Consider the following 16,026-nt stretch of genomic DNA (forward strand, 5'->3'; position numbering starts at 1 on the left):
GTCGCCCGTTTCCTAAAAGAAGCCCCGCGCCGCCAGTCCGGCGGCGCGCGCCGTCAATCTTCCTGCGCCACCTTGTCCTTGCGGCGCGACGGGATCATCGACCTGAAATCGATCTTGCCCAGCAGGGATTCGCCCTTCTTGCCAGCAGCCTTGACCGTGACCGGGGCATCTTCCGTTTCGGCGGCGCCCAGCACTTCGTTCAGCAAAGCGGTGCAGGCTGCGCCTATCTTGCTGCCCTTGGCGGTTTCGGCCAGCGTCTTGCCCAGCTTCGCCGCCTGCGCCGCGATGCGCAGGTCGAACGGGATCAGCACATCGACCTTGCGTTCGATCGACTGTTCGAAATCCTTGCGGCTGATTTCCGGCGATCCGGGATGGACGCGGTTGGCGACCACCAGAACCCGGCTTTGCGGCGCATTGCTTTTCAGCCAGGACAGGATGCGGATCGTGTCGCGGGCCGACGCCAGCGTCAGTTCCGTCACCACCAGCGTCACATTAACGTCCGTCGCCAGATGCGGATGCTGGATCAGCATGTTGCGTGGCAGGTCGATAACGCTGCATTCGAAGGCGAGGCGGAATTCCTCCAGCAACTGGTAGAAGGCGCCGCCATCGGTCATCATCGGCTGGCTGATCGGCGCTTCGGCCGACAGGATCGCCAGCGTGTCGCTGGCCCGCACCATCGCGCGTTCGATGAAGAGGCCGTCGATACGGCTGGGATTTTCGATTGCGTCGGTCAGGCCGCGGCCCGGTTCCAGGTCCATCGCCAGCGCATTGGTGCCGAAATGCACATCGAGGTCGAGCAGGGCGGTCGGCCGCTTCTTCTTTTCCGACAGCATCCAGGCAAGCGAGGTCGCGATGCTGGATGCGCCCACGCCGCCACGGGTGCCGATGACCGCGATGGTGCAATGGGGACGTTCCGGTCCGGCGTCGCGCGGCGCCATGAACACGGCCTGCGCCTGCGCCAGTGCGTCGCGTAGCTGGTCCGCGCCAAAGGGCTTGAGCAGATAGTCCTGGATGCCGCTGGCGACGAGATCGCGATAGAGGCGCACGTCATTAACCTGTCCCGCCGCGATGACGACGGTGCCCGGCTCGCACACTTCGGCCAGGCTGTTGATGTCGTTCAGCGGATCGCCGCTTTCGGACATGTCGACGAACAGGATTTGCGGCGACGCGGTGATCGACAGGCTCTGGACCGCATTGCGCATCCCGCCCTTGTGCACCTTCTCCGGCGCCCAACCCAGTTCGGCGCACACGGCGCGCAGCATGTCGAAGCTGTGATCGTCGCAGACGAAGGCGTGGAAGGGATCGCGCTGCCCGGCCATGCCGGGTTTCCAGGGTGCGTTCATCTTATTGGCCTCCTGCCTTCAACTGCTTGAGATCGCCCGCGCCCGTTGGCGCCTTGTCACGATAGGTGGAAATGGCGCGGTTGGACGTGGCCGTGCGCAGGCCGCTGTCGGTGCCCTGACCACGGACCAGATCCTCTGGATTGGCGACCATCGCTGCCCAGTTGCTGTTGACGCCGCAGCCGAAATTCGACGTGGTCGCCAGATTCATGTTGGTTTCCTGCGTCTGGCGCCAGTCCGGGCAGCCAGGCACGCTGGCGGTGGCGCGGCGCACGATCAGGCGGACGCTGCCCGCCGGGGCGGCGCCGGCGACGGCGGAACTGTCCTCTGCGACCAGCAGGCCGTGGCGCGCCACGATGTCGGCCACATCTTCACGCAGCGCCGGGCTGTAATAGCCGCTGTCGGTGACGATCGCGACCTGATCGCCATAGCCAAGGCCGATCGAGGCGAACCAGTCGTTGAGCCGCCCGGCTTCATAGGTGGGCAGGCTGCCACCGGACCCGGCCTGCACGTCGAACGTATAGGCAGCGTAGCTGACGACCGGCTGGAACACCGAATCGACGCTGCGGTTGGCGCGATCACGGGCATGGGCGATCATCGGCGTCGCGACGATGGCCAGGGCGGCGATGGCCTTGATGACGAGACGGGGAGGCATAGGGGAGGTCATGTCGTGGTCCTTCCGTCAGAAGCTGAAGCCGGGGGCGGCGGCGCCGGGCTTGCCCGGCTTGTTGTCGCTGCGCACGGTGGCGGCCTGCGGGCCGACCGGCACCGGAGATCCCGGCGCCCTGGTCGGTCCATGACCGCGCGCACCGCTGATTCCTTCGCTTTCCTGTTGCAGCAGCAGTCCCTGCACCTGCGTGGCGTTGCGATAGCCATCGGTAGGCAGACGCACATCGGATGCATTCATCGGCTTGGCCAGATAGGGGGTGACGACGATCACCAGTTCGGTTTCCGAACGCTGGAACTGCCGCGACTTGAACAGGCTGCCCAGGATCGGGATGTCGCCCAGGCCCGGCACCTTGTTGATGCCGTTGCTGGTTTCGTTGTTCAGCAGGCCGGCGATCATGAATGCCTGGCCCGATCCCAGTTCGACCGTCGTTTCCGCCGTGCGGCTCTTGAGCGCGGGCACGCTGGCGTTCAGCGTGAAATCGAGGCTGGACACGGTCGGGCGGACACGCAGCGAGATGCGACCATCGGCCAGCACCGTCGGGGTGAAGGCCAGTTGCACGCCATATTGCTTGAACTCGATGCTGTTGCCCTGCGTGCCGTTGCTGACCGTATAGGGATATTCGCCACCCGCCAGGAAGCTGGCGGTTTCACCCGACAGCGCGGTCAGGTTGGGCTGCGCCAGGGTGGTGGCCAGACCGCTCGATTCGGCCAGGTCCAGTGCGCCGGCAATGTCGATGCCCAATATCTTGGCCACGCCGCCCAGGCTATATACGCCGTCGAACGCGCTGTTGAAGGTCCAGTAGCTGGGCGTGCCGGTCACGGTGGAGGTGCCGTTGGAGTTGACCGTCGCGGTCGTTTCGCCGCGCGTATAGGTCGCGAAGTTGCGCGTTCCGCCACCTACGAAGCCGGCCGAACCGCCGGTGCGATCGACCGATGCGAAATTGGTGCCGATCTTGTGGCCGATATCCTTGCTGACTTCGGCGATCTTGACCTGGAGCATCACCTGCAAGGGCGTTGCCATGCGCAGCCGGCTAACCACGGTCACGTCCTTGCCGACGAAGGCCTGGGTCAGGCGTTCCGCTTCGGCCGCGTCCTCCGGGGCCTGGATCGTGCCGGTCAGCAGCACCATGCCGTTCATCTTGTTGACCGCGATCTCTGCGCCCGGCATCGCCAGATGGAGCATATCGTCGATGCTGGTCAGGTTGTTGCCGACCCGCACCGTGCCTGAAAACAGGACCTTGCCGTTGGGCGCGGTGGCAAAGACGGTGGTTTCACCGGCCTTCTTGGCGATCAGGTAAAGCTGGTTCTGCGACCGGACATGAACGTCGACCACATCGGGATCGCCGATCACCACGTCCGACATCTTCGCACCCAGGTTGACGACCCGGCTGCCGCCCACCGACATCAGGATCGCATTGTCCTGGGTGCTTGATGGTGCCGCGTTAACAGCGGTGGCGGGGGCCGCGATGGCCGCGACCGCCAGGCCCAGCGCGATCGCCGGAGCGGCGATGCGCGGGGTGCGATTGTGCAAGCTCTTCATCTTACTTACCCCCGACCGGAACTTCGGTCACATTGGTGCCGCGCGCCACGCGGATCACTGGTCCCTTGAAAGCGACTGTGCCGACCGGCGCGCCATTGGCGGCCGCCATCGGCGGCACAGGTGATTCGGCCTTGGCGGGCACCGAGCTGCGCTGGTAGCGCGACACGTCGGCCCCGGTCGAATAGGTGGAACCGCGATCGACCGGACGGGCGGCCAGTTTCGCGATGATCGCCTTTTCAGCGTTCGGACTGGCGTTACCGGGCAGGTCGACATCGGCGCCGGCGATTGCCGCGTCCAGATCCGACGCATTATCGGCGATCGAACGGAGCGACATGGACAGCGATCCGATGGTCTGCGACACCGCGATCTTCTCGGCGATCTTGGGTGTCACTTCGATCGTGACGTTGGAATAGGTGCGCACTTCCGGCTTGCCGTCAGCGCCCATCGCATCCATGCGCTGGTCGGTGGCGAGCACGCGCAGGTTGCGCAGGATGGTTTCGGATACTTTGAGCGGATCGCCGTCGCCGCCGCCCGACACGCTCTGCGTCAGGACCAGGTCGATACGGTCGCCCGGAAAGACGAAGCCCGCGACAGAGCTTTGGGCCGATACCGGCACCGTCACGGCGCGCATCCCCGGCCCCAGCGCGGCAGCCAGGAAGCCGCGTTCGCCCGGCTTTACAATGGCGCCCTGCGTCAGCGGCTGGCCTGCCGTGATGGCGCTGCGGACGACGCTGCCGGCCAGCTTGGCGGGATCGGCCTGCCCCTTGAGATAATAGGCCTGTTCGATCAGATCCTTGGGCCAGGGCTGGAAACGGAAACTTTCCGCGTCCAGGATGGTGCCTACGGGCAACGCCTTGGTCGCGACCAGCACATGCGGCTGATCCGCCTCCGTGGGCATGGCCGCAGCGTTGACCTGCGGCGCGCTTGACGAACTCAACATGCTGCGCGCAAGCAAGGCCGTAGTGACCGCTATGATAAGCGCCCCCACCAGCAGCACGATCTTCTTAGCATCCATGACGAAATTCGCCTCCCTCAAATGGGTGCATTGCCCCCAACACCCAAGTCATCACGCAAATTGGTTAAGATATCGTTCGCCAAGTATCCAAAGCGCTGCAATGGATATGGCGATACCGTAGGGGATTTCCGGTTGACCCTGTTTCTTCCGCATCCTGTGATGGATGACCGTCACGATCGTCACCGCGCCGCCCAGCAGGGACATCAGCACGAACAATGTCACCGTCACCTGCCACGGGAACCATAGCGCCAGCGCGCCCAGCAGCTTCACGTCGCCGCCACCCATCAACCCCAGGGCGAAGAGCCCGGCGAACAGGGCGAAGAATATTCCGCCTACCGCCAGTTGCATCGCCATGTCGGGCCAGATGGACAGGGTGTTGGCAAGCCACCAGAGCGGCGCCAGCAGCGCCACGGCCAGGTTCAGCCGGTTGGATATGATGCGCGAACGCAGGTCGCCGATCGCCGCGACGATCAGCAACACGCCCAGTACGCACATCAGCGCCAATCGGAAAAAATCCCCCGTCATGGTCCTTGTGCCTAGACCATATGGCTTACCAAAGCGTAACCATGGGTGCAGATGGATTCGCCTGATTTCCCCATCGCCGCTTTCGACCGGCGCGCCTGGCCCATGGGCGGGCGGCTGGACTATTGGACGGCGCCCGACGGCTGGGCGATCCGCCGCTACCGGCTGGGGGATGGCACGCGCGGCCGGATGCTGGTGCTGGGCGGGCGCGGCGACATGATCGAAAAATATCTCGAAGTGATCGACCATTGGGCGGCGCGTGGCTGGGCTGTCACCAGCTTCGACTGGCGCGGGCAGGGCGGATCGGGCCGGCTGACCGCCGATCCGATGTGCGGCCATATCGGCGATTTTGCTGACTGGATCGCGGACCTGAACGCGCTTGCGGCCGATTGGCGGGCGGAAGGTGACGGCCCGGCCGTGATCGTCGCGCACAGCATGGGCGGCCATCTGTTGCTGCGTGCGCTGGCGGAGGGGATGACGCCGCCCGACGCCGCCGTCACGATCGCGCCGATGCTGGGAGTCCATAGCGCGCCGTTGCCACGCTGGCTGGCGGTGGGGGTGGCGCGCCTCATGATATTGCTGGGCCGGGGCGATCATCAGGCCTGGACACAGAAGGAGCAGTCCGAACGGCAGCGTCAGATGCGGCAGCGGCGGCTGACCCATGACCCTGATCGTTATGCCGACGAACTCTGGTGGCGTGACCATAGCCGCGAGATCGCATTGGGGCCGCCAAGCTGGACCTGGGTGCTGCAAGCGCTGGAGTCGACGCGCGCGCTGGTGCAGGGTGACGCGATCGCCCGCATCACCACCCCGCTGCTGATCCTGGCGACCGTCGCCGACCAGCTTGTCTCCACACCGGCGATTCGCAAGATTGCGGCACGCATTGCCGGCGCGCGCCTGCATGTCTATGGCCGCGAGGCCGCGCATGAAATATTGCGCGAACTTGATCCGGTCCGGCTCGATGCGCTGGCCCGGATCGACGCCTTCCTGGACGAGACGGCTTTGGCCGGGACTGTTTTTGGTGAGATTGGTCGTTGACGCACCCAGACATCGTCATCATCGGCGGCGGCATTGCCGGCGCGAGCCTGGGCGCTGAACTGGCCGCCCATGGCCGCGTCCTCATCCTGGAGATGGAGGACCAGCCGGGCTATCATGCCACCGGCCGGTCGGTCGCTTTCTGGGAGGAGACATATGGCGGGCCGGTCGTCCAGCCGTTGACCACCGCGTCGGGGCCGATGCTGGCCGCGCCCGACCCGGATTTCCATGAGCGGGCCTTCCTGTCGCCACGCCGTACGCTGCATATCGGCAAGGCCGGCGACGAAGGCGTGCGAGACGCATTTCTCGATGCTTTCGCGGACAATGTGGCGCTTCAGATCGTTGATCCCGCCGCGCTGGTGCCGGGCCTGCGGCCGGGCTGGGCGCTGGGCGTCATGGAGGCGAGCTGCCAGGACATAGATGTGGCTGCGCTGCATAATGCCTATCTGCGCCGGTTCCGGCGGCAGGGCGGGGTGGTGCGACTCTCCACCCGGCTGGAGCGGGCGCGGCGCGAAGGGGACGGCTGGCGGATCGAGACGCGCGACGGGCCGGTCGCCTGCGGGCTGCTGGTCAATGCGGCGGGCGCCTGGGCGGACGGGGTTGCCATGGCCTGCGGTGTCGATCCGGTCGGCATCCAGCCGCTGCGGCGGACGGTGGTGCAGTTGAACGTGCCCGACCTGCCCTCGCCCGACCTGCCGCTGATCATGGATCTGACGGGACGCTTCTATTTCAAGCCGGAGGGGCGCGACCGTATCTGGCTGACCCCGCATGATGAGGAACCATCCCCGCCCTGTGATGCCGCGCCCGAAGAAATGGCGGTGGCGCAGGCGATCGCCCGGTTCGAGGAGGTGGTCGACTGGCGGATCGGCGGGGTTGCGCATGTCTGGGCGGGGTTGCGCAGCTTCGCGCCCGATCGCGCGCCCGTCTATGGTTTCGATCCGGCCGCGCCGGGCTTTTTCTGGTTCGCGGGGCAGGGTGGATTCGGCATCCAGACCGCACCGGCCGCCGCCGCGCTGGCGGCGTCGTTCATCGGCGGAAACCGCCTGCCGCCGGTCCTTGCCAGCCTCGATCCACGCCCCTATTCTCCGGCCCGGTTTCGTTGACGAAACGACTGGGGAGGCTGTCTGATGGCGCACAAGTTCGTGATCGAGAAGAACAAGGCAGGCGAGTTCGTCGCCAAGTTCAAATATAATAGCGAAACCATCTTCTGGACCGAAGGCTATAGCAGCAAGGCGGGTGCGAAGAACGCGATCGAGTCCGTGCTGAAAAACGGCCCCGGCGCGCCGGTCGAAGAGGCGGAATAGGTCGATGACCATCCTCCCCTGCAAGGGGAGGATGGAGGGGCAGCGCGGTCACGCACTCCGCATCGCGCGGCGGCTGGCCAGGCCCATCATCGCAAAGCCCGCGAGCGACGCGGCGATATTGGCCATCGCCGCGCCCTTCGTGCCGTAGAGCGGCAGCAGCGCCGCCTGCGCGCCCAGCAATAGCAGGGTCGAGACGAAGGTGATGCGCAGCGACAGGCTGGCCCGGTCGGTCGCCATCAGCAACGGGCGATAGCTGACCCCGATCAGGTCGATGCAGGCGGCGACCCCCAGCATCAGCAGCAGCGGATAGGCGGGCAGGAAATCCTGGCCCGCGATCAGGCGCAGCAGCGGATGGCCGATGGTGACGATCAGGCCGATGATGACCGCGCCCGCCACCAGCGCCAGCCGGTTGGTGCGGCGGAACAGGGCGCCCAGCGCTTCCTTGCCATGGCTGCTGGTGCGGGACAGTTCGACGAAGATGCTGCGCGAGAGCAGGCTGGAAATCTTGGTCAGCGAATTGGCGAGCTGGTTGGCGAGGCGGTAGAGGCCCGCGCCCGCCGGCCCGACGAAGCCGCCGACGATGAGCACTGCGACCTGCTGGCCGATGGATGACAGGCTGGTCTGGAGATTGGTGGCGGTCAGGAAGCCGATGATGCCGGGATTTTCGCGGCGCGCATCCAGCGCCCGGCCAGCGCGCCAGTGGCCGATCCGCCCGCGCCCGACCTTCAGCGCCAGATGCCAGTAGCTTATGGCGCAGAGCAGTTCGGCAAAGGCCCAGGCGATCAGGAAGCCGCTGATGTCGGGCATGATCGCCAGTGCGACGCCCGCGCCGATCATCCGGCCGACGGGAATCATGGTTTCGGCGAAGGCGGCCGAATCGAAGCGGTCGAACAGGCGCAATATGCCGGTCGGGCTGGATCGGATGGTGATCATCATCACCATGCAGAAGGCCCAGACCTGCCACCCCATGTCCGGCCTGCCCATCCCTGATTCCAGGCCCAGCAGGTCGCCGAACAGCAGGATGATGGCCGCCGCGATCAGCCCGCCCGCGACCGCCGAGCCGAGGTCGATCAGGATGCAGAAGCGCAGCACGCGGTTGAGGGCGTCGCCATTGCCCGCCGTCAGATGCGGCTGGCCATAGCGCACGACGATCTGCCAGCTATCGAAGGACACCAAAGTCTTGATGACGTTGGCGGCGCTCAGCACCAGGGCGAAACGGCCGAAATCGGCGACCCCCAGCGTGCGCGTGACGATGGCGAGATAGGCGAGGCTCAGGACCGCGCCCACGCCCTTGCCGCCCAGCAGCCAGCCGGTATTGGCCAGGATGCGGGCGAAACCGTCCCCCGCCACGCCCGATCCGCGCTTGAACATCACCCGATGACTGGCCCTTCATTTGCGCGGCGTGCTCCTGCGCAGGCAGGAGCCCAGTTCCTCGCTTCGATCTGGGCTCCTGCCTGCGCAGGAGCACGCTGCGCTTTAGGCGAGCGTCGGGACGAGTGCAAACATCGCCTTTTTTTTGGCAAGATTGCCCGTTACCAGCGCCCCCATGACGATTACCAAAGCCATCATCCTGTCGGCGGGCCAAGGCTCGCGCCTGTTGCCGCTGACCCGCGACGTGCCCAAATGCATGATCGCATTCAACGGCCGCACCCTCATAAGCTGGCAGATCGCCGCGCTGGTGGCCAATGGCGTGACCGATATCGTCGTCGTCACCGGATTCCGCACCGAGCGGGTCGAGGATCATGCGCTGCAACTCTATCGCGAGACGGGCGCGCGCATCCGATGCGTGTTCAACCCCTTCTTCCAGGTCGCCGACAACCTTGGCACCTGCTGGATCGTGCGGGAGGAGATGGACCGGGACTTCATCATCCTGAACGGCGACACCATCATATCGGACGAGATCGTCGCGAAGCTGATCGCCGGGGCGCAGGACGCCATCACCGTGACCGTCGACGTGAAGGCGGACGGCGACTATGACGATGACGACATGAAGGTGAACCGCGACGAAAGCGGCCGGCTGCATCATATCGGCAAGCGGCTGCTGCCGCCCGACACCAATGCCGAATCGATCGGCATGCTGGCCTTCACCGGCGAAGGCCCGGCGATCTTCCGCAACCAGATCGACCAGATGATGCGCACCCCCGAAGGCGTCGAGCGCTGGTATCTGCGCGCCATCGACATCATCGCCAAGGGCAATCGCGTCGGCACCGCGTCGATCGAGGGGCTGGAGTGGCAGGAGGTCGATTTTCCCCAGGATGTCGAGGCGGCGACGGCGCTGACGGCGAAATGGGTGGCGGAAGGGCGCTACGGAAAATAACGCCATAAAGGGCATCGCCCCGACGCGACGGGCCGCAGTATACAGTGTCGTCGGGTGTTTCGGGCCGATAGTGTCCGTGAAGCCAGCGCGAAGCCTCTGTGGGGTCATTACAGGGTCACTGTTGCGTCGCGCGCGGGCCAATGCCGGGTCACATCGACGCGCCAGGGACGCCACGCCCACGCGCCAGCGCCGCGCCCCCTGCGCGCCGGCAAGGCACCGTGTGCGGGGCAGGGGCAGGGGATGCGGGTTCATCCCTGAGGATAAACCAGACAAAATCCTACATTGGAAGGCCGTTGCGGGGGTGGGGGCCGGTGCGGATGCGCCAAAGGCGCATGACGAGACAAAATCCCGCTACAGGTTGTTCAAGCTGTTCGCGGGACGCATGCCGGCTCGCCCGACTTTGATCCGGTTGAAAAGGCTTTCCCCCGTTTCAAAGCCGCGCCTGTCCGCCCAGTGCCCCGGTTATGCGACCCGCGACCGGCGCCCAGTCGATCATGCGTTCCGCGAGCCAGGCATCATCATAATAGGTGCAGGTGTAGCGGTCCCCGCCATCGCACAGCAGGGTCACGATGCTGCCCTCTTGCCCCGCGGCGACGATCTCATCGGCAATGGTCAGGCAGCCGATGAGATTAGTCCCGGTGGACCCGCCAACATGCCGTCCCAGCACGTGTGACAGGGCGCGCATCGCGCCGATCGAATCGCTATCGCTCACCGTGATCATCCGGTCGATCACGCCCGGAATGAAGCTCGGCTCCACGCGCGGGCGCCCGATGCCCTCGATCCGGCTCGCGCAGCCTTCGGGCAGGGCGGTGACTGCGGGGTCGGCATAATGGCGGTGGAATACCGAATGCTCCGGGTCGGCGACGCACAGCCGCGTCGCATGCCGCTGGTAGCGAATGTAGCGCCCAATCGTTGCGGAGGTGCCGCCAGTTCCCGCCCCGCATATGATCCATGTCGGCACGGGATGCTCCTCCTGCGCCATCTGTGCGAAGATGCTTTCGGCGATATTGTTATTGCCCCGCCAGTCGGTCGCGCGTTCGGCATAGGTGAACTGGTCGAGATAATGGCCGCCCGTTTCCGCCGCGAGCCGGTGTGCGACGTCGTACACCGTGCGCGGATCGGCGACGGTGTGGATTTCGCCGCCGTGGAAGAGGATCGCATCGAGCTTGGGTGCCGCGGTGCTGGCCGGCACCACCGCAATGAAGCGCAGCCCAAGCAGCCTGGCGAAATAGGCTTCGCTGACCGCGGTTGAACCGGACGATGCCTCGATCACGCAGGTATCCGGCCCGATCCACTCATTGCATAGCGCGTAGAGAAAGAGCGAGCGCGCCAGGCGGTGTTTCAGGCTGCCGGTGGGATGGCTGCTCTCGTCTTTCAGATAGAGCGTGACGCCAGGATGATTTGGCAGCGGCAGGCGGATGAGGTGCGTGTCGGCGGAGCGGTTGAAGTCCGCCTCTATCTTGCGAATGGCTTCGTTTAGCCAATGGCGGTTGCACTGTGCTTTCATGGCGACGCTATCCCGGTTTTTACGCATGTTTTGGGCGGCGGCGCATGTCCGGCCGCCTGTAGTCGTGCAGCAAGGCTGCCACCGGACGGCAGCTAGCCAAGGATGCCGTCAATTTCCTCGACCAGGCGGGTGCGGCTCCGTTCGCGCAGGGCGACGGCGTTGCCGTCCTTTACGAGCGTCAGGTTCGGAATTCCCTGAACGCCGAACTTGTCAGTCAGGATGGGATTTTCATCCACATTGACCTTCACCACTTTCAGATCGTCGCCGTAAACCGATGCCAGCCCCTCGATCGTGGGGAGGAGCGCCATGCACGGCCCGCACCAGGGCGCCCAGAAGTCGATCAGAACGGGCTTGCTGCTTTGCCCTATCTCGACATCGCAGGTCGCGTCGGACACTGCCAAAATCTCTGCATTCATCGTCTGATTCCTTGTCCTTGAGCTGGAAATGGAGGCTGTCGGGACTAATTTAAGCCGCGCGTATCAGGGTCAGCAGCCCGTTCATCAGATCAAGGATGACTTCATCCTTGCGCGGGCGCGCTGCCTCACGGATGGCAATCATCCGGTCCATCGTCCGCATGACATGATCGACCGAAATGACGCGCGCGGATTGCGGAAGCGATTCCAGCGGATCGAAATCGATATTGACCCCCTCGTCGCGCGGCGCGGTTGCCATCGCTTTCCAGGCAAGCAGCAGATGCTCGCGATCCGTCCGCTCCTCGTCGGTCATGAACGCCGTCTCGCAATATATGAGCCAGTTGAACAGGAACGGCTCGAACAGCCCGACAAATTCGCGGGACACGGAGCGGACCGGCCATGCGAGCGCCTCGATGAAAGTCGCGATCCGGTAGCTCCAGGGGTCGGTGTCTTTGGCGGTGGCGGCCATCGCCTGGCGTTGAACGTCCCGCCAGTCGCCGCGCGTCATGGTGTGCCCGGCAAGTTCGCGGTCCCAGAAAGCGAGGATTTGCAGTCCCGCGCCGCGCAGGTCAGGACTGATGTGCCCCGCCAATGCGAAATTCGGTTCAAGCAGGCGGTTGAGACAGTGGCGTGCGAATTGCGGCACGATCATGCCCAGGTCCGCGCCAGGCCGGATGGCATCGAGCCACCCGATACCGAACGCCAGCACCGCGTCCGCGCCTTCCAGCGCAAACCCCGCCGCCGTATCCGGCGCATCGCTTTTCCTGACACCGGCCGCGACGAGATGTTCACACAGTTGGGCCAGGTCGGCCGGGATGCCGGTGCGTTGTTCGAACACGGTGCGATCCTGGGTTTGGGCCAGTGCGCCATTGATCGAATCGGGCTGCCCATCCCTGTTCCAGTTGAGGTCGGTATCCGGCGCCAAAGCGCGCGCGGTCCATTGCGCCCGCACAGGCGCGATCATCCGGTTCTTGACGGTCTGGCTGCCGCTGAAAGCCTGAAAGGTCATGTCGTTAAACTCAGGGAAGGAAGTCGTCGAGCTCGGCCGCCAGTTGCGTGCGCGTGCGGGACGTGAGGCGCGCAATCGGCTCCCCCGCCTTCGTCAGATATAGTTGTGGAATGGACTGTATGTTGAACTTTGCTTTCAACCCAGGATTTTCATCGATATCGATCTTAACGATCTTCAGATCATCCGAATAGATGGGCGCCAGTGCTTCGATCGTGGGTAAAAGCGCGCGACAAGGGGCACACCAGGGCGCCCAGAAGTCGATGAGAACAGGGCGCGTGCTGGCGCGGACTTCCTCGTCGAAATTCGCTTCATCGACAATGGTGATGATCTCGCTCATGCTGGCCCAATCGGAATAGACGTGTTTATCATGCCACAGACATGCAACGGGATGCAGCGCCCGATTTCACCAGAACAGGAAACCGGGCGCCGTATGACCCTAAAATTGCTTGCGAAGCGCCAGGGTGAACCGTTGCAGACGGGGATCGGCGAACGATGAATATCCCGTCTGATCGATGCCAGACGCGACTACCGGCGGCTTTTTGTCGAAAATATTCTGAATGCCGACCCGGATATTCGAATTGTTCAGCACTCCGCCGGCTTTGAACTCATAACTTACATAGATATCGCTGTAAGTCTGGGTCGGGACTTTCCGCGCACCCTGCCATGTTTCCTGCTGGTTACAGGTGAAAGCCCCGACGATCGATTTACATACGCGGTAACTGCCATAAATCTGGGTGTTCCAGCCAGCACTCCAGGAGCCGCTCTTCCAATCCACGCCGGCATTTGCCCGCCACTTCAGCGGCCCTTCAAAGAAGCCGGCGCGATTGACCGCTGGCTCACCAGGCAAGGATTTCAGGCTCAGTTCATCGGTATGCGTCGCGACGCCATAGAAGTGCAAGCTGCCGAAGCCTGTCTCCTTGATATCATAATCGACCTGGAAATCGATCGCTCTCAGCCTGGAACTGGCCAGGTTTACAGCCGTCGTATCGACAGCCGTGATCGGACCGGGGGTGCCGGGGGCGTCGCCGGGCAAATTCGGGCCACGGATGATACGATCAGGGAACGCCTTTTGATTGGCCAGGAAGAAGTCAACGGGCAGGTTCAGCACCTCATCGCTCTTGCGGATGGAAGTCAGGTCCACCGAAATCCGCAGGCCCGGCACGAACCGTGGCGTCAGTACAACGCCCGCAGAAAAGCTGTCGGACTTTTCAGGCTTCAGATTTGGACTGCCACCACCCAGAACGGTTAGAGGGCCTGGGATCAGGCTGTTGCCGCGCGCAGGATCCGTCAGGTTGAGCAGCGAGATCAGGAAGCTGCTCAACAGCGCGGGCGGCTCCGAGCGAATGTTGCCCAGCTTTGGCGGCAGGAAGCCATTGCCCCAGCTCGCGCGGAACACGATGTCCTGGGTCGGCGCATATTTAAACCCTACCGTAAAATTCGTTGCGGAGAGCGTATTGGTCGCTGCCGGCTCATCGGGGAAAGGGCCAGTCTCACTGTCGACCCGGATAGATGATCCCGAATAGCGTGTCTTGTAGCGATCGTGACGGATGGATCCCATGAGTTCCAGTTGGTGGATGAGCGGCAGGTTGTTCGCTTTCCCGACGATCGGTGCACGCAATTCGAGATATCCCGACTCCACGTTTCGCACAGCCTCAGGCGTCCAAAAATATGTCGTGCTGCCGAAGAATGAGGATGCGTTGACCGTGTCATCCCTCACCTCCCAGCGTTTCTCGATCAGGGCCGTCGCCGTCATGTTGCCGCCTGGCAGCCTGAACACCGGGCCGCCCAGACGAAGCGACGCAATCTCAAGCGTGGTCTTGTCCGAACCGGATTCAGCAAAGACGTTGAAAAGCGACGTCGGATTGACAAGCGGGGTGCCCTGAAAAACCGAAGCCTGAAGCGCTTCCTCGGCAGCCGCCGATTTAGGCCCCAGAACGACATTGCTGGTGCTGCGCCCTTTGCTCTGAAGCCAATCATATTCGAGCGCCGCACTCCATTGATGCGGCAATTGGATGATCGTGCCAACGTTGAGACGGGTATTTTTCGTGTTTTGAGACTGCGTAAAACTATTCGGGATGTTAATAAGCGCAAGTACATCCTGCTGGAACGGATTGGCTTCCGCACCCTGAGGGACGTAGAGCGTATATTGGATCGGCGTTCTGTTGACAGCGTCAGATTCATCTCGCGAAAAATCTGCAAAAACTTCGATATTTTTCCCGAACTCCCGCCGGATATTGGCACTATAGGTCGTGACATCAGGTGCCGTCCAGATCGGCAGGTTCGATCGGTTGAATATCAGCTTGCCCGCTCGCGCCGCGAGATCGGCCGGGTTGCCGGCATATTTATCTGGTACGCTGGTAACAGCAGAATTCAACGATGCACCACCGATGAGAGCGAGCGGATCCGTCGCGCAGTTAAAGCTATCAACGGTCGAGCAGATATTGGGGCCGCCGAGCAAAATAGTGGGGTTCGTTGGATCGTTACGAAACTGCAATTCAGCGCCGCGTTGAAAGAAATCACGGTCGCTGGACAATAATGTGTTCGCCCGCGACCTGGACGCCGAGCCCATGATCCGGGTGCGCCCCTTGTCGAACGTCAGGCCGCCATTGATGCTGAAATAGCTTTGCCCGGCCTTGAAGTCGGTGGCGTCATTGTATCGCGCTTCAAGGCCGAGCCCCGAATATTGACGCTTCAGCACGATGTTGATCACACCGCCCGTAGCGCCGCCGCCATAAATGCCGCTGGCCGTGGAGGGCAGAACCTCGATCCGTTCGATCTGCGAGATCGAGATGCCATTGATATTTGGCTGGCCGAGGTTGTCGCCGGTCGAAATGCTGGGCAGTCGCCGTCCATCTACGAGCACGAGCGTTTCATCGGCCCCCAGGCCGCGCAAGTTCAGCCGGTCAGCGGGCGTGGTCGGCGGACCATTTTGTGATTGGGTCGTCTGCGATGCGATCATCGGCAGGCGCGCTTGCAGGAAGTCCTCGACATTCTGTGCGCCACTTTGGGTGAGCAAGGCCGAATCAAATACAATGTACGGCTGAATGTCGTCACGGTTGCGGCGGATATCATTGTTCAGGGATCGGTTCCCGGTAACGAGAATATCGGGAACGCCCCCGGCCATATCCTGTGACGCGCTATCGGCATCAGGAGCGGCAGGCGGAGCCGCCTGCGCCGACGTGACAGAAAGCGCCATCCCCAAGGCCACAACACTGGCGCCCAGCCACGGATTCACGCTCAATACTTTGCTCTTGACGCTCATCGGATCGCCCCTTCCCTGAATACTGTAATTTCCCCAACGCAAAATAGACGCACGATCGTCTTTTTTCCCCCCACCACCCCCATCATAAAAAGT

At 63.5% G+C, this 16,026-nt stretch carries 15 protein-coding genes; 4 read left to right on the top strand and 11 right to left on the bottom strand.

What is annotated here, in order from left to right; genetic code table 11:
• Positions 1–53 precede the first annotated feature (53 nt).
• The 5 genes from Q4610_RS06125 to Q4610_RS06145 are packed head-to-tail and all read right to left on the bottom strand — an operon-like array spanning position 54 to position 5,089.
• Complete coding sequence (locus tag Q4610_RS06125) at positions 54–1,343, bottom strand: nucleotide-binding protein (RefSeq protein ID WP_304535111.1); 1,290 nt, start codon at positions 1,341–1,343, stop codon at positions 54–56.
• 1 nt (position 1,344) lies between these two features.
• Positions 1,345–2,007, bottom strand: a complete 663-nt coding sequence (locus Q4610_RS06130) for a CpaD family pilus assembly protein (RefSeq protein ID WP_304535112.1) — start codon at positions 2,005–2,007, stop codon at positions 1,345–1,347.
• A 15-nt stretch (positions 2,008–2,022) separates the two neighbouring features.
• A complete protein-coding gene (locus tag Q4610_RS06135) occupies positions 2,023–3,549 on the bottom strand; it encodes a type II and III secretion system protein family protein (protein WP_304535113.1) in 1,527 nt (508 codons plus the stop codon).
• A 1-nt stretch (position 3,550) separates the two neighbouring features.
• Entirely contained in the window at positions 3,551–4,564 is a 1,014-nt protein-coding gene (cpaB, locus tag Q4610_RS06140; RefSeq protein WP_304535114.1) for a Flp pilus assembly protein CpaB, read from the bottom strand.
• Between the two features lie 51 nt (positions 4,565–4,615).
• Positions 4,616–5,089, bottom strand: coding sequence for an A24 family peptidase (locus Q4610_RS06145; RefSeq protein WP_304535115.1), 474 nt, complete (start codon positions 5,087–5,089; stop codon positions 4,616–4,618).
• A 51-nt stretch (positions 5,090–5,140) separates the two neighbouring features.
• Between Q4610_RS06145 and Q4610_RS06150 the strand changes: the two genes are divergently transcribed.
• The 3 genes from Q4610_RS06150 to Q4610_RS06160 are packed head-to-tail and all read left to right on the top strand — an operon-like array spanning position 5,141 to position 7,425.
• A complete protein-coding gene (locus Q4610_RS06150; protein WP_304535116.1) occupies positions 5,141–6,124 on the top strand; it encodes an alpha/beta hydrolase in 984 nt (327 codons plus the stop codon).
• Positions 6,121–7,224, top strand: a complete 1,104-nt coding sequence (locus Q4610_RS06155) for an NAD(P)/FAD-dependent oxidoreductase (RefSeq protein ID WP_304535117.1) — start codon at positions 6,121–6,123, stop codon at positions 7,222–7,224. Before Q4610_RS06150 ends, Q4610_RS06155 begins: the two co-directional genes overlap by 4 nt.
• 24 nt (positions 7,225–7,248) lie before the next feature.
• On the top strand, positions 7,249–7,425 hold the full coding sequence (locus Q4610_RS06160; RefSeq protein WP_017182070.1) for a YegP family protein: 177 nt from the start codon (positions 7,249–7,251) through the stop codon (positions 7,423–7,425).
• A 48-nt stretch (positions 7,426–7,473) separates the two neighbouring features.
• Here Q4610_RS06160 and Q4610_RS06165 read toward each other — a convergent pair whose 3' ends face one another.
• Positions 7,474–8,796 carry a lipopolysaccharide biosynthesis protein gene (locus tag Q4610_RS06165; RefSeq protein WP_304535558.1) on the bottom strand — a complete coding sequence of 441 codons (1,323 nt, stop codon included), beginning with the start codon at positions 8,794–8,796 and terminating at the stop codon, positions 7,474–7,476.
• 175 nt (positions 8,797–8,971) lie between these two features.
• Between Q4610_RS06165 and Q4610_RS06170 the strand changes: the two genes are divergently transcribed.
• On the top strand, positions 8,972–9,742 hold the full coding sequence (locus Q4610_RS06170) for a phosphocholine cytidylyltransferase family protein (protein ID WP_304535118.1): 771 nt from the start codon (positions 8,972–8,974) through the stop codon (positions 9,740–9,742).
• 430 nt (positions 9,743–10,172) lie between these two features.
• On the opposite strand, the gene Q4610_RS06175 is transcribed toward Q4610_RS06170, so the two are convergent.
• From Q4610_RS06175 to Q4610_RS06195, 5 genes are all read right to left on the bottom strand, one after another.
• Positions 10,173–11,249 (bottom strand): PLP-dependent cysteine synthase family protein, encoded by a 1,077-nt coding sequence (locus Q4610_RS06175; RefSeq protein ID WP_304535119.1) that lies wholly within the window; start codon positions 11,247–11,249, stop codon positions 10,173–10,175.
• Positions 11,250–11,341: 92 nt separating this feature from the next.
• Entirely contained in the window at positions 11,342–11,665 is a 324-nt protein-coding gene (locus Q4610_RS06180; protein ID WP_304535120.1) for a thioredoxin family protein, read from the bottom strand.
• 49 nt (positions 11,666–11,714) lie between these two features.
• On the bottom strand, positions 11,715–12,671 hold the full coding sequence (locus Q4610_RS06185; protein ID WP_304535121.1) for a hypothetical protein: 957 nt from the start codon (positions 12,669–12,671) through the stop codon (positions 11,715–11,717).
• Positions 12,672–12,681: 10 nt separating this feature from the next.
• Entirely contained in the window at positions 12,682–13,008 is a 327-nt protein-coding gene (locus tag Q4610_RS06190; protein WP_304535122.1) for a thioredoxin family protein, read from the bottom strand.
• A 99-nt stretch (positions 13,009–13,107) separates the two neighbouring features.
• Positions 13,108–15,933 (bottom strand): TonB-dependent receptor domain-containing protein, encoded by a 2,826-nt coding sequence (locus Q4610_RS06195; protein WP_304535123.1) that lies wholly within the window; start codon positions 15,931–15,933, stop codon positions 13,108–13,110.
• Between the last annotated feature and the right edge of the window lie 93 nt (positions 15,934–16,026).

This window comes from Sphingobium cyanobacteriorum (assembly GCF_030580935.1).
GTDB classification, from domain to species: domain Bacteria; phylum Pseudomonadota; class Alphaproteobacteria; order Sphingomonadales; family Sphingomonadaceae; genus Sphingobium; species Sphingobium cyanobacteriorum.